This window comes from Streptomyces sp. S186, assembly GCF_051603415.1.
In the GTDB taxonomy this organism is placed as follows: domain Bacteria; phylum Actinomycetota; class Actinomycetes; order Streptomycetales; family Streptomycetaceae; genus Streptomyces.
Map to the genome: position 1 here is coordinate 7,616,172 of NZ_CP193932.1, position 11,994 is coordinate 7,628,165.

At 72.3% G+C, this 11,994-nt stretch carries 11 protein-coding genes; 2 read left to right on the top strand and 9 right to left on the bottom strand.

Translation table 11 applies throughout. The features are described from left to right. Nucleotides 1-44: 44 nt before the first annotated feature. From ACRAS8_RS33300 to ACRAS8_RS33310, 3 genes are all read right to left on the bottom strand, one after another. The gene (locus tag ACRAS8_RS33300; RefSeq protein ID WP_438489725.1) at nt 45-1,547 is read right to left on the bottom strand and encodes a sensor histidine kinase; all 1,503 of its coding nucleotides are present in this window, start codon (nt 1,545-1,547) and stop codon (nt 45-47) included. Nucleotides 1,548-2,283: 736 nt separating this feature from the next. Further along, the gene (locus ACRAS8_RS33305) at nt 2,284-3,387 is read right to left on the bottom strand and encodes an NAD(P)-dependent alcohol dehydrogenase (RefSeq protein ID WP_438489727.1); all 1,104 of its coding nucleotides are present in this window, start codon (nt 3,385-3,387) and stop codon (nt 2,284-2,286) included. Nucleotides 3,388-3,474: 87 nt separating this feature from the next. Next, nucleotides 3,475-3,942 carry a DUF4334 domain-containing protein gene (locus tag ACRAS8_RS33310; protein WP_438489729.1) on the bottom strand — a complete coding sequence of 156 codons (468 nt, stop codon included), beginning with the start codon at nt 3,940-3,942 and terminating at the stop codon, nt 3,475-3,477. A gap of 231 nt (nt 3,943-4,173) precedes the next feature. On the opposite strand from ACRAS8_RS33310, the gene ACRAS8_RS33315 reads away from it, so the two are divergent. Beyond that, complete coding sequence (locus tag ACRAS8_RS33315) at nt 4,174-4,989, top strand: isocitrate lyase/PEP mutase family protein (RefSeq protein ID WP_438489731.1); 816 nt, start codon at nt 4,174-4,176, stop codon at nt 4,987-4,989. A gap of 71 nt (nt 4,990-5,060) precedes the next feature. Here ACRAS8_RS33315 and ACRAS8_RS33320 read toward each other — a convergent pair whose 3' ends face one another. Next, nucleotides 5,061-6,665 carry an FAD-dependent oxidoreductase gene (locus tag ACRAS8_RS33320; RefSeq protein ID WP_438489733.1) on the bottom strand — a complete coding sequence of 535 codons (1,605 nt, stop codon included), beginning with the start codon at nt 6,663-6,665 and terminating at the stop codon, nt 5,061-5,063. Between the two features lie 81 nt (nt 6,666-6,746). Here ACRAS8_RS33320 and ACRAS8_RS33325 point away from each other — a divergent pair, with 81 nt between their 5' ends. Then, entirely contained in the window at nt 6,747-7,412 is a 666-nt protein-coding gene (locus ACRAS8_RS33325; RefSeq protein WP_438489735.1) for a TetR/AcrR family transcriptional regulator, read from the top strand. Nucleotides 7,413-7,442: 30 nt separating this feature from the next. Here the strand turns inward: ACRAS8_RS33325 and ACRAS8_RS33330 are convergent, their stop codons facing one another. The 5 genes from ACRAS8_RS33330 to ACRAS8_RS33350 are packed head-to-tail and all read right to left on the bottom strand — an operon-like array spanning nt 7,443 to nt 11,991. Continuing rightward, the gene (locus ACRAS8_RS33330) at nt 7,443-8,687 is read right to left on the bottom strand and encodes a beta-ketoacyl-[acyl-carrier-protein] synthase family protein (protein ID WP_438489737.1); all 1,245 of its coding nucleotides are present in this window, start codon (nt 8,685-8,687) and stop codon (nt 7,443-7,445) included. Continuing rightward, nucleotides 8,684-8,944: an acyl carrier protein gene (locus ACRAS8_RS33335; RefSeq protein ID WP_438489739.1), complete on the bottom strand. Its 261-nt coding sequence runs from the start codon at nt 8,942-8,944 to the stop codon at nt 8,684-8,686. Before ACRAS8_RS33335 ends, ACRAS8_RS33330 begins: the two co-directional genes overlap by 4 nt. After that, nucleotides 8,917-10,023: a beta-ketoacyl-ACP synthase III gene (locus ACRAS8_RS33340; RefSeq protein ID WP_438489741.1), complete on the bottom strand. Its 1,107-nt coding sequence runs from the start codon at nt 10,021-10,023 to the stop codon at nt 8,917-8,919. Before ACRAS8_RS33340 ends, ACRAS8_RS33335 begins: the two co-directional genes overlap by 28 nt. Nucleotides 10,024-10,048: 25 nt before the next feature. Next, nucleotides 10,049-10,894 carry an SDR family NAD(P)-dependent oxidoreductase gene (locus ACRAS8_RS33345; RefSeq protein WP_438489743.1) on the bottom strand — a complete coding sequence of 282 codons (846 nt, stop codon included), beginning with the start codon at nt 10,892-10,894 and terminating at the stop codon, nt 10,049-10,051. Further along, on the bottom strand, nt 10,891-11,991 hold the full coding sequence (locus tag ACRAS8_RS33350) for a 3-oxoacyl-ACP synthase III family protein (RefSeq protein WP_438489745.1): 1,101 nt from the start codon (nt 11,989-11,991) through the stop codon (nt 10,891-10,893). Before ACRAS8_RS33350 ends, ACRAS8_RS33345 begins: the two co-directional genes overlap by 4 nt. Nucleotides 11,992-11,994: the final 3 nt, after the last annotated feature.

The window sequence follows — 11,994 nt, forward strand, 5'->3', positions numbered from 1 at the left end:
TCGCTGCGGTGTCACCACTTACTTACTCATCCTTACCTAATGACTCAGTTACGCTCGGACTCTTTGTCCCTCGGTCCGTCGGGGCGGTCGGCCGGGGACTCGGCCCGGGGCTCGCCGGAGATGCCCTCCTGGAAGGCGGCCAGCCACATCCCGGCCTGGGGGGCCGGCGCGGCCGACACCGAGGCGTCGGATCCAGTGGCGGAGGAGGCGGCGGCCGCGGGCTTCTGCCGCAGGGGCGGAATCACCGCGCGGGTACGGCGCCTGCGCTGCGGGAGCCCGTTGGCAGCGCGCGGTGCGCTGGTGGGCAGAGTCTCCTCGGTAGCCTCTTCCGTCCGGCGCATCGGGCCGCGGCGCCGGGGCGGCGGCAGGACGGCTGCCTTGGCCAGGGCCCCACCCGGCACCGGAGTCGCGGTGATCATGTCCGGCGGGACGATCAGGACCACCCGGACCCCGCCGTAGGCGGAGCTGCGGAAGGAGACCTTGAAGTCGTACGCGCGGGCCAGGCGGCCGACCACGGCCAGGCCGAGCCGTGGCGACTCGCCCAGATCGTCGAGGTCGATCTCTTTCGGGGAGTCCTGTGCCAGGGCCCGCTCGGCGCGCACCCGGGCTTCGTCGGTCAGGCCGATCCCGGCGTCCTCCATCTCGATGGCCACACCGGTCTGGATCTCGGTCGCGGTCAGATGGACGCGGGTCTGGGGAGGTGAGTAGCGGGTGGCATTGTCCAGCAGTTCGGACAGGGCGTGGATCAACGGCTCGACGCCGCGTCCGAGAATGCCGACCTCGGCCACGGAGTGCAGATCGACGCGTTGGTAGTCGATGATCCGGGACATCGCACCCCGGAGCACGTTGAACAGCGGGATGGTCTGCTGCCACTGACGGCCGGGCCGGGCCCCGCCGAGTACGGCGATGCTGTCCGCGAGCCGGCCGACCAGCGCGGTGCGGTGGTCGAGTTGGAGCAAGTCGCCGAAGACTTCCGGGTCGTTCCCGTGCTTGTCCTCCATCTCCCTTAGTTCCTGGGCCTGTTGGTGGGTGATGGCCTGGACGCGTCGGGCGATGTTGACGAACGCTCGCTGGGCGGAATCGCGCAGGTCCTCCTCGGCCTCGACGGCCTCCAGGACGTAGCGCAGCACTCCCCGGTACGCGGCTTCGAACTCCGGGCTGACCCGGGAGACATGGACGACCTTGCGGAGTACCTCATCCGCCCGGATACCCTGCTGGAGCTGGGCCATCGCCTTGGGCAGGGTCTCCTTGGCCATCCGTACGGTTTCGGCCTCCTGCTCGGCCAAGTGGCCGCGCAGAATGGCCTCCTGCTCGGCGGACCGCCTGCGCAGTTCCTCAAGCGCGCGTCCGCGACGCGCCGCCTCCCCGCCGGCGATGGCCACAGCCACTGTCGCGATCACGCCGATCGAAACGACCTGGGCACGCGCCATCGACGGCGTCAACGACACGGCCACGGCCGTACAGACGGCCAGCAGTACGGACGGCAACAGCCATATGGGGGCGGGGGCGGGCCCCGATCCACCATGGGGCGAACCAGCACGAACCATCGGCATCCTCAGAGCTCTCATGAATGGACAGGGCGACATACATGGCGTATATGGGCACCATGGGAAGGCCGCCTGAAAGAGATCGACAACCGCGGGATCACGCTCGCCAATTGCTTGGTCGAAGCGCATTCCACGGCGGCGTTCCGCACGCATGAGGCCGGGCCCCAGGATGCCCGAGCCTTTGTGCGATTGACGGCACCACGACAGCCAGCGGCGACGTGTGGTAATCGCCACAACTCGCTGTGCGTCAGCGAGCATAGCGGGGTCGGGATGCTTCTGTGGCGTGAGTGCGTATAACACATAACTGCACTCGTGTGCGAAATTCAGGAGAATCGTTTGGTCGGGGTGGGGGGTGGTTGGGGTGGGTGGGGTGGCGGGCCGTGTGGACTGGGCTGGGCGGTCCTGCGCTGGGGCGGGCTGCCGGGGGTGCGGGGTGCCGGATGACGTGCAGCGTGCGGTGGTGGTGTGGATGACGCGGCGACTTTGTCCGAACCCTGAGCGGCCAGGGGCCCGGGAGATGATTTCCTCGGGCGGAAATCCCTCTGGCGGGGATGAAGTCGGGGGCGGTCGTTATTTCGCCACAATCGGCAGGGACTACGGCTGCGGCAATTGGTTACGCACCCGCGGCCGGCACATGCGCTGGGTTCAATTCCCGGATGAGCGGGCCGGAGCGGCCGGGTGCCCGGGTGCCGGGTGTTGGCTGTCGGCCGTCGGTCAGAGGGTGTGTTCCCCTGCGTCAGGGGAAGCGGAGGACGGGCTTGATGACCTCGCCGGTGGATGCTGCCTGGGCGGCGTGCTCGATCTCGTGGAACGGGAACTCGGTGATGATCTCGTCGAGGGGAAGGACGCCCTGGCGGTAGCGGGCGATGAGTTGGGGGATGAAGTCGGCGGGCGCCGCATCGCCCTCGATGACGCCGCGGATCCGGATTCCCTTGGTCAGCACGGTCATGATGTCGAATTCGGCGCGGCCGCCGACGCCGACCAGGGCCAGGGTGCCGCGTTGCGCCAGTGCGGCGATGGCCTGGGAGATCACGGTCGGCTGACCGGTGGTGTCGATGGCGAAGGCAGGTCCGCAGTCGGTGTGGTCGCGGACCGCACTGGCGACGTCGGCGACGGCCGTGGGATCGACGGCTGCCACGGCGCCGAACTTGAGGGCCTTGGCGCGCCGGGCCGCGAGCGGGTCGACGGCGATGACGCGGCAGCCCTCGGCGACCGCGGTCATGACGGAGGTGAGCCCTACGCTGCCCGCGCCGAAGACCGCGACCGACGAACCGCGTGGCGGGCGGAGCACGTTGAGGATCGTGCCGGCTCCGGTCTGCACCCCGCAGCCGAGCGGTGCGGCGACCGTCGGCGGGAGGTCCGCGGGCACCTTGACGACGTTGCTGGTGTGCGCGAGGGCGTGACTGGCGAAGGATGACTGGCCGAAGAAGCTGCCGTAGACCGGGCTCCCGTCGCCGGCCCGGGACAGCGGGGTGGTGCCGTCCGGCCGGGTCCCACTGGCGTTGAGGGCGAAGATGCCGGTGTCGCAGTAGGCGGGGTGGCCTGTGGCGCACTGGCCACAGTGGGTGCAACTGCGGTAGCTCAGGCACACGCTGTCACCCGGCCGTACGGAGGTGACCTCGTTGCCCACTGCCTCCACGACGCCGGCGCCCTCGTGGCCGAAGACCATCGGACTGAGTTGCTGTGGCCACTTCTGCCGGGTGCTGAGGTCGGTGTGGCAGATTCCGGCTGCCGTGATCCTGACCAGGATCTCGTCGGACCGGGGCGCCTCGATGACGAGGTCGTCGCGGAGGGTGAAGGGTTCTCCGGGGGCTTCCACGACGGCTGCCTGGATGCGCATCAGTTGCTCCGGCTTTCTGTGGGGTTGGGGAGGTGGCGTGGTGGTGGGCCGGCCGAGGGTGCCTGGGGGCTGTCTGGAGTGGCCCGGTTACTCGCGTTCGAGGAGGAAGTAGAAGTGCCGGCCGTTGTCGAGCACGTCCTTGCCGTTCATGATGCCCAGGAGGGTGGTGTCGTCGATCCGCTTGAAATGGTCGATGACGGGCTGTCCGTCGTAGACCATCGAGGCGGTGGATTCACCGCGGAACTCGACCATCCACAGGCTGGCTTCGCCCTTGCCCGCCTCGATGTTGGAGAACAGTGCCCCGTCGGCATCGCGGCAGATCAGCGGCTGCACATCGGTGAGGGAGTGGAAGCGCTTTCCGTGCCAGTTCGCCGCGGTCAGCAGGCTTTCGACCCGGTGGCCGGTGACGAACGCGCGGCCGCGCCAGGCACCGAGAATCTCCTCGGGCCGCACCGGCGACAACGCTCCCCACAGCGCGTCCAGTTCATCGGTGGACACCTGCCCACCGGCTGCGCGGATCTCGGCGATGCGTTCCCGGGCCTGCTCGACGTCCATGCGGATCCCTTCCTGGGTGGGTGTGTGGTTGCAGAGTTCGCTGTGCGGTATGCGGCGTGTCCTGACACTACTCAACTCGTAGGCGTGAGGCGTCGGAAGGAAGAGGGGCGAGGGGAGGCGGCGGAGCGGTGTCGGCCAGTGGCCGAGGGGTGGGCGATGGCCAAGGGGCGGGTGGTGGTCATGTCGGATTTCCGCCAGACGGCTGTCAGGGGGCGTTGGTTGGATGGCCGCATGACCACGACACAGGCGGAGCGGGTCCAACTCTTCCGTTCCCTCCACACCCCTGCCCGGCCCCTGGCCCTCGCCAATGCCTGGGATGTCGCCAGCGCCCGCGTCATCGAGGCCGCGGGCGCGCCCGCGATCGCCACCACCAGCGCCGGTGTTGCCTGGGCGCTCGGCTCCCCGGACGGCGACGTGCTGGCCCGCGACCGGGCGCTGGACCTGATCGCCCGGATCGCCGAGGCCGTGGCCGTGCCGGTCACCGCAGACATCGAAGGCGGTTACGGGCAGGACGCGGCCGAGGTCGCCGCGACCGTCGTCGGGGTGCTGGAGGCCGGCGCGGCCGGCGTCAACATCGAGGACGGCACCCGGCCCCCGACCGAGCTCCGGGACCGGCTGACGGCGGCGCGCGCCGCGCTGGAGAAGGCGGGCGGGGAACTCTTCCTCAACGCCCGTATCGACACCTACCTGTTCGGCCTGGGTGACCCCGCCACGCGACTGGAGGACACCCTGGGGCGGGCGCACACCTACGTGGAGGCCGGCGCCGACGGCATCTTCGTCCCGGGCGTCGCCGACGCGGCCACCATCGAGGCCCTTGTGGCGGGCATCCCCGTACCGCTGAACCTCATGGCCGGTCCCGGGGCGCCGGATGTCGCCACGCTGGGCGGCCTCGGCGTGGCACGCGTGAGCCTCGGCTCGGGCGTGGCCCAGGCCGCGTACGCCGCCGCCCGCCGCGCCGCACAGGAGCTGTACGGCACCGGCGGCTATGAGTCCCTCGCCGAGGGCATCGCCTTCCCGGAGCTCAACGCGTTGTTCCCACCGCGCTGACTCGATCCCCGGGGCGTCGGCGCCGACGCCCCAACCTGGGATCCGCCGTTATGGAGCCGCCCTCGCCGGGGTCAGCTCTGCCTGGCGAGGAGGGAGCGGAAGATCCCGGCGAGGGCTGTGGTCGCGTCCGTCGCGGCGGAGTGGCTGCGCCAGGCGACGAAGCCGTCCGGGCGGACGAGGACCGCGCCGTCCGGGCCGATGCCGTGCGCCTGCTCGCCGTCCTCGACATCGAGATCCGTGCCCAGGACGTATGACTGGACCTCGATGCCCATCGTGGTGCCCAGGTCCTGCGCGGCCTTGACCCATGCCTGGCCGTCTCGGCCGGTCAGCAGGACGAAGGTCTCGCCGTACAGGTCGAGGATGGAACCGCCGTCCGCGGTCGGGCGGTGCGGCGCCCGGGTGCCTGGTTGCGCGCGCAGCTCGACGGCGGGGATCGGGTCGGTCTCGTGGTTGCCCGGCACTGCCGCCGAGGCGTACCGGAAGCCCATGGTCACCGCCGAGTAGTCGAGCAGCTCCGCCTGCGCACCGTCGGCCATCCGGTCGCCGAAGCGGGCGAACGCCTGCTGCATGGCGAGCCGGCCGTAGGGGCGCCGCTCGGCGTCGTAGGTGTCGAGCAGTCCCGGGCCGGCCCGCCCGGTGAGGACGGCGGCGAGTTTCCAGGCGAGGTTGTGGGCGTCCTGGATGCCGGTGCTTCCGCCGAAGCCGCCGGTGGGCGGCTGGATGCGCGCCGCGTCGCCGGCCAGGAAGACCCGGCCCGAGCGGTACGACCGTGCGACCTGGGCGCCGATGGGAAAGCCGAGCACGGTGATGTCGGTGCCGGGGATCTGCGGCGCCAGGGACACCTCGACGTCCTCCAGTCCGGATGCCTCCCGCACCATCTCCGCCACCCGCTCGGTCGTGAAGTCCGCCACCGACTCGTGCCGTGGGTCGTATCCGGTGCCGAACAGCCAGCGCGTGCCCGAGCCGTCGTGCGGCATCATCGAGCTGAACGGGCGCGGCTTCTGCAGGTAGGCGATGCCGATCGGGCGGCCGCGTACGGCGGCCGAGAGGTCCGCGTGGACGAGTGCGCTGACGGTGTGGAAGAGCACCCCCGGCCCGTCGGTGTCGATTCCCAGCCAGTTGCGGATCCGGCTCTTCGACCCGTCGGCGGCGAGGAGATAGTCCGCGCGGAGCGCTTCCTCGTTGCCGCTCGTGCGGTCCCGGACGGCCACCGTGACGCCCTCCTCGTCCTGGTCGAGGGCGACCGTCTCGGTGAAGTGGCGTATTTCGGCGCCGAGTTGGCGGGCGCGGTCGCGCAGGAGGCGTTCGAGGCGATCCTGGTCGATGCCGGCGAAGGCGGACGGGCTGTAGGTGCGGGGGTCGACGAACTCCGCCTGGCCGGCCTCTTCCACGGTTTCGTAGGCGTCGGCGAGCGTGTGAGCCCGTAGCGGCACGAAGGCGTGGTCCTCGCCGCTGAAGCTGCTGAAGCTCTCCCGTCGGATCGACGGACCGAGCCCGACCTGGCTGAGCACCTCGACGGTCCGCGGGGTGATGCCGCGCAGTCTGGGGTGCGAGAGCAGGTCGGGGTGGCGCTCCACCACGGTGACGCGGATGCCCCTGTGGGCGAGGAAGACGGCGGCGCTCAGCCCCGTGAGGGCGCCTCCGACGACGAGTACCTGAGTCTTCTGGCGATTCATGTCGACAGAATCAACTGTATGTATGAAATTGTCAAACGGATAGTTGATTAGGTTAGGCGGTCGGATGGCAGAATTCTGGCCATGAGCAGCAAGAAGAGCGATGGCAGCACCCGGCGGACGGCGCGCCGGGCGCCGGCCGCGCACGAGCGGCAGCGGGACCCCGAGCGCACCAAGGCGCTGATCGTCGACGCGGCGACCGAGGTGTTCTCCGCCAAGGGCTTCGCCGGCGCCCGGGTGTCCGAGATCGCCGCGCGGGCCGGTGTGAACCAGCAGTTGATCTCGTATTACTTCGACGGCAAGGAGGGGCTGTACCGGGAGATCGGCCGGCGGTGGCGGGCCTACGAGGCCGAGGCGATGCCCGATGACATGGATCACGCCGAGATGATCAAGCGTTATGTGCGGGCCAGCGTTGACCCCCGGCTCGGTGGGCGCTTGCTCGCCTGGGAGGGGCTGGCCGACACGGGCGAGGACGACGAGGGCGCGGCCGAACGCGACGCCCGGCTGCAACAGGAGGTGGCGGCGATCCGCGAGCGTCAGCTGGCCGGCGAGCTCGACGACCGCTTCGATCCGGCCGCGCTGCTGCTCATCCAGATGAGCGCGTCCAACGCGCTGGCGGTCTACCCTCAGCTGGCCCGCGGCCTGTTCGGCGCCGACGGAAGCTCGTCCGAAGTGGTCGAGCACTATGCCGGGCAGCTTGCCAAACTGATGGAGTGTCTGGCCGGGAACGGCCCCGGTCGGTCCGACTGAACTTCTGGGAAATTGCAGGGAGTTGGGGCTTCAGGTGGCTGGGCGGAAGGCGAGGACTGTGGCGTGGCCGCCGAAGCCGAGGGAGTTGCTGAGGGCGAGGCGGACGGGTTGGGGGCGGGGGTGGGCGGTGACGAGGTCGAGGGTGGGGGAGCCGGGGTCGGGGTGGTGGAAGTTGGCGGTGGGCGGGACGAGTTGGTGCTTGACGGTCAGGGCGGTCAGGGCGGCCTCGATGGCGCCGGCGGCGCCCATGGTGTGGCCCAGTACGCCCTTGGTGGAGGTGACGGAGGGGGGTGCGGCGTCGAAGAGGTGGGCCAGGGTGGCCGCCTCGGCGCGGTCGTTGAGGGGGGTGCTGGTGCCGTGGGCGTTGATGTGGTCGATCTCGTGTGCGGTGGCGCCGGCCGAGCGCAGGGCCTCCTGGATGGCCAGGCGCAGACCGCGGCCCTCCGGGTCGGGGGCCACCGGGTGGTGGGCGTCGGCGGCGATGCCGTAGCCGGCGAGGCGTGCCTGGGCCGGGGCGTGGCGGGCCTCGGCGTCCGTGGTGCGTTCCAGGACGAGGACGCCGGCGCCCTCGGCGAGGACGAAGCCGTCCCGGTCGGCGTCGAAGGGCCGGGAGGCGTGGGCGGGGGTGTCGTGGCGGCGGGAGAGGGCGCCCATCCGCGCGAAGGCGGTGGCGCAGAGCGGGGTGACCATGGCGTCGGCGCCACCGGCCACCGCGATGTCGCAGGCGCCGGCGGACAGCAGCAGCGCCGCCAGGGCCACCGCCGAGGCGCCCGAGGCGCAGGCCGTCGCGGTGTGCAGGACCGGCCCCCGGGCGCCGAGGGCGAGGGCGAGCTGGCCGGCGGCCATGTTGGGGAGGAAGGCGGGCAGGGTGAGGGGGGAGACGGCCCGGGGGCCGGCGTCGGTGAGTTTGCGGTGCTGGTCCTCGTAGGTGCCCACGCCGCCGGCCGCGGAACCCAGGACCACTGCGACGCGGGGCGCGTTCCAGGCGGCCGGGTCCAGTCCGGCGTCGGTGACCGCCTCGTGGGCGGCGGCCAGTGCCAACTGGGTGCAGCGGTCGTGCTGCCAGGGCCGGGTGCCCGGGACCTGGGTGCGCGGGTCGAAGCCGGGGACGCGGCAGGAGAACGCGACCGGCAGGCCGGCCAGTTCCGGGTCGGGCGCCGCGGTGCCCCGGCCGGCGCAGACCCCCTCCCAGGTGGCCGCGGTGCCGGAACCGGCCGGGGTGACCAGGCCGATTCCGGTGACCGCGAGACCCGCGTCAGTGCCTGGGGCGCTCACCGCGGGGCTCCTCCCCGGCCGGCGCCGGACAGCTGCGTCGTCACCGCCCGCGCCACCTGTTCCAGGGTCAGTTCGGCCGCGGCTTCGTCCTCCTCCAGCGGCACGCCCCAGTGTTCCTGGAGGGTGACGTAGAGCTCGACGACGGCGAGGGAGTCCAGTTCCAGGGCGGTGAGGGTGCTGTCGGGGCGGAGCTCTTCGGCGTCGACCTCGAACTTCTCGGTGAGAACGGTCACGAGGTGGTCGTAGACAGCGTCCATGAGGGGGTCCTCCGGTGAGTGTGGCGGGGTTTGGCCGAGCTGGTCGTGCGGGGCTCCGGCGGGCGGGCGCGGGGGCCGGCCGAGGGCCAGGTCAGGGCGGCGGAGGCCCAGGTGAGGCCGCCGCCGAAGGCGGTGAGGAGGGTGGGGGTGCCGGGGTGGACCCGGCGGCGGGCGGCGGTGTCGGCGAGGGCCAGCGGGATGGACGCGGCGGCGGTGTTGCCGACGTCGCGGAGGTTGCCGAAGCGGTACCGCGGGGGGATGCCGACCCGGTCGGCGACCGAGTCGAGGATCCGCTGGTTGGCCTGGTGGCCGATGAACGCCCCGACCGCGGCGGGCGGCCAGCCGGTCTTCGCCAGGACGGCGAGCGAGGACGCCGTCATCCGGCGCACCGCCTGCCCGTACACCTCCCGGCCGCGCATCCGGAAGTAGTGGTCCTCGCGGCACAACCGCCGCGCCGGATCGGGCAGTCGGGAGCCACCGGCGGAGATCGCGATCAGGTCGCTGCCGGAGCCGTCGGAGCCCCAGTCGGTGCCGGCGATCGCACCGGGCTCGGCGCGGTCGCCGGCGCGCAGCAGCACCGCGCCGGCACCGTCGCCGAAGATCACCGCGGTGTCCCGGTCCAGCGGGTCGATGATGCGCGAGTAGGTCTCGGCGCCGATCACCAGGGGCCGGGCGCAGACCCCGGTGCGGATCAGGGCCGTGGCGACGGTGAGGCCGTAGAGGAAACCGGAGCACACCGCCGCCAGGTCGAAGGCGGGCACGGTGCCCAGGCCGAGCCGCTGGGCGACCTCCGGCGCGGTGGCGGGGCAGCGCCGGTCGGGGGTGGTGGTGGCGACCAGCACCAGGTCCGCCCGGGCCGCCGCGGATTCCTGGGCGGCCCGGGCCGCGGCCACCGCGAGGTCGCCGGTGCTGATGTCGTCGTCGGCCGCCCGGCGGCGGGCGATGCCGGTGCGGGTGCGGATCCACTCGTCGGTGGTGTCCAGGACGCCGCGGCGCCGGACGTCCTCGTTGGTCAGCACCCGCGGTGGCAGGCAGCTGCCGATGCCGTCGATCACGGCGGTGGGGCTCACCCTTGTCATGGCGTATCCCTCGTCTCGCGGGCGGTCAGGCGGCGAACGGCGACGGCGGTTTGGGGACGCCCGCCAGTCCGCCGTCGGGTACGGAGACCCCGCCGTCGAGGACCAGTGCCTGGCCGGTCAGGTAGGACGCGGCGGGCGAGGCGAGGAACAGCGCGGCGCGGGCGATTTCCTCCGGTTCCGCCCAGCGGCCCAGCGGGACGTGCGCCGTCAGCCAGTCCGACAGCGGCTCCAGGGAGTGGGCGAAGGACGTCATGTCGGTACGGGTCCAGCCCGGGCACAGGGCGTTGACCCGGATGCCCTCGCGTGCCCAGCCCACCGCCAGGCTGCGGGCCAGCGCGATCTGCGCCGCCTTGGACGCGCCGTACGCCTCCATCCGCGGGGTGCCGGCGACTCCGGCCAGCGAGGACATCAGCACCACACTGGCCCGGGACGAGCCGGTCAGGTGGTGGTGGGCCCGCCGGCACAGTGCCGCGGTGGCGTTGAGGTTGACCGACAGGACGTGGTCCCAGTCGGCCTGTGCGGAGTCCTGGAGGGGCACCAGGGTGGGCGTGCCGTCGTCCTGGGCGGGCAGGACGCCCGCGTTGTGGACGATGATGTCGAGTCCGCCCAGCGCGGCCGCCGCGTCGTCCACCACCGCCTCCGCGGCGCCCGGTTCGGCCAGGTCGCCGGGGACCGGTACCGCGGTGCGGCCCTCGGCTTCCACCAGCGCGGCGGTCTCCTTGAGCGCTTCCGAACTCCGCGCGGACAGCGCCAGATCGGCGCCGGCGAGGGCGAACGCTTCGGCGGTGGCCTTGCCGATGCCGCGTGAGGCGCCGGTGACCAGCGCGCGGGCGCCGTCCAGTCGGAACGGGTCGTGGATCGTTGTGGTCATGAGGAACTCCTCTGCAAGGTGGGAACGGAGGTGGGGGAGGAGGCCGAGGCGCGCGGTGCGCGGGTGGGGGCGATGCGGATGGTGGGGGCTCCGGTCCAGGTCAGCAGGGCGCTGCCCCAGGTCACGCCGGCGCCGAAGACGGCCAGCATGATCCGGCCGCCGCGCGGCAGCAGCCCGCGGGCGGCGGCGCCGGCCAGGGCGTACGGGGCGCTGGCGGCGCCGATGTTGCCGACCTCGTCGCCGACGATGACCAGGCGCTCGCGCGGGATGCCGATCGACTCGCCGAGGCTGCGCAGCAGGACCGGGTTGGGCTGGTGGGTGATGAACGCGTCGATGTCGTCGATGCGCAGACCGTTGCCGGCCAGGCACTCGTGGACGAGCCGGGGGAGGATCTCGACGATGAAGTCCCGTACCGCCCGGCCGTCCATATGGATGTGGTGCCGGTGCTCGCCGAGCGTGGCGGGACTGGCCGGCAGACGGCTGCCGCCGCCCGGGATCAGGACGTGGTGGGCGCCGGTGCCGTCGGAGCCGAGGCGGAAGTCGGCGAAGCCGGCGCCGTCCGGTACGGGGCCCAGCACCGCGGCGGCCGCACCGTCGGCGAAGAGCACCGCGGTGCCCCGGTCGGTGGGGTCGAGGAACTTGGAGTACGCCTCGACGCCGACCACCGCCGCGTAGCGCGCGCCGCCGTTCCCGCGCAGCCAGTCGTGCGCCACCCGGGCGGCGAACAGCCAGCCGGCGCAGGCCGCGCTGACGTCGAGGGCGACCGCGTGCCTGGCACCGGTCAGTGCCTGGATGCGGCAGGCGGTGGAGGGGCCCAGTTCGTCGGGGGTGGAGGTGGCGGCGATCAGCACGTCGAGCTGGTCGATGTCGATGCCCGCGGCGGCCACCGCGGCCCGGACGGCGGCCGCCGCCAGATCGGAGGCGGCCTCGTCGGCGTCGGCCACATGCCGGGTGTGCACGCCGGTGCGCTGCGCGATCCACTCCGGCGTGACGCCGGCCGTGGCCGCGACGTCGTCGTTGCTGCGGGTGTCGCGCGGAAGGTAGGTGCCCATGCCCAGGATGCCGATGGGCGGCGCGGGGGAGGAGTGCGGACTCATGAC

Coding starts and splice junctions, on each gene's coding strand:
- ACRAS8_RS33340 (WP_438489741.1), bottom strand. CDS start 10,023: ATGACAAGGGTGAGCCCCACCGCCGTGATCGACGGCATCGGCAGCTGC.
- ACRAS8_RS33305 (WP_438489727.1), bottom strand. CDS start 3,387: ATGCGCATCCAGGCAGCCGTCGTGGAAGCCCCCGGAGAACCCTTCACC.
- ACRAS8_RS33345 (WP_438489743.1), bottom strand. CDS start 10,894: ATGACCACAACGATCCACGACCCGTTCCGACTGGACGGCGCCCGCGCG.
- ACRAS8_RS33335 (WP_438489739.1), bottom strand. CDS start 8,944: ATGGACGCTGTCTACGACCACCTCGTGACCGTTCTCACCGAGAAGTTC.
- ACRAS8_RS33320 (WP_438489733.1), bottom strand. CDS start 6,665: ATGAATCGCCAGAAGACTCAGGTACTCGTCGTCGGAGGCGCCCTCACG.
- ACRAS8_RS33350 (WP_438489745.1), bottom strand. CDS start 11,991: ATGAGTCCGCACTCCTCCCCCGCGCCGCCCATCGGCATCCTGGGCATG.
- ACRAS8_RS33325 (WP_438489735.1), top strand. CDS start 6,747: ATGAGCAGCAAGAAGAGCGATGGCAGCACCCGGCGGACGGCGCGCCGG.
- ACRAS8_RS33315 (WP_438489731.1), top strand. CDS start 4,174: ATGACCACGACACAGGCGGAGCGGGTCCAACTCTTCCGTTCCCTCCAC.
- ACRAS8_RS33300 (WP_438489725.1), bottom strand. CDS start 1,547: ATGGTTCGTGCTGGTTCGCCCCATGGTGGATCGGGGCCCGCCCCCGCC.
- ACRAS8_RS33310 (WP_438489729.1), bottom strand. CDS start 3,942: ATGGACGTCGAGCAGGCCCGGGAACGCATCGCCGAGATCCGCGCAGCC.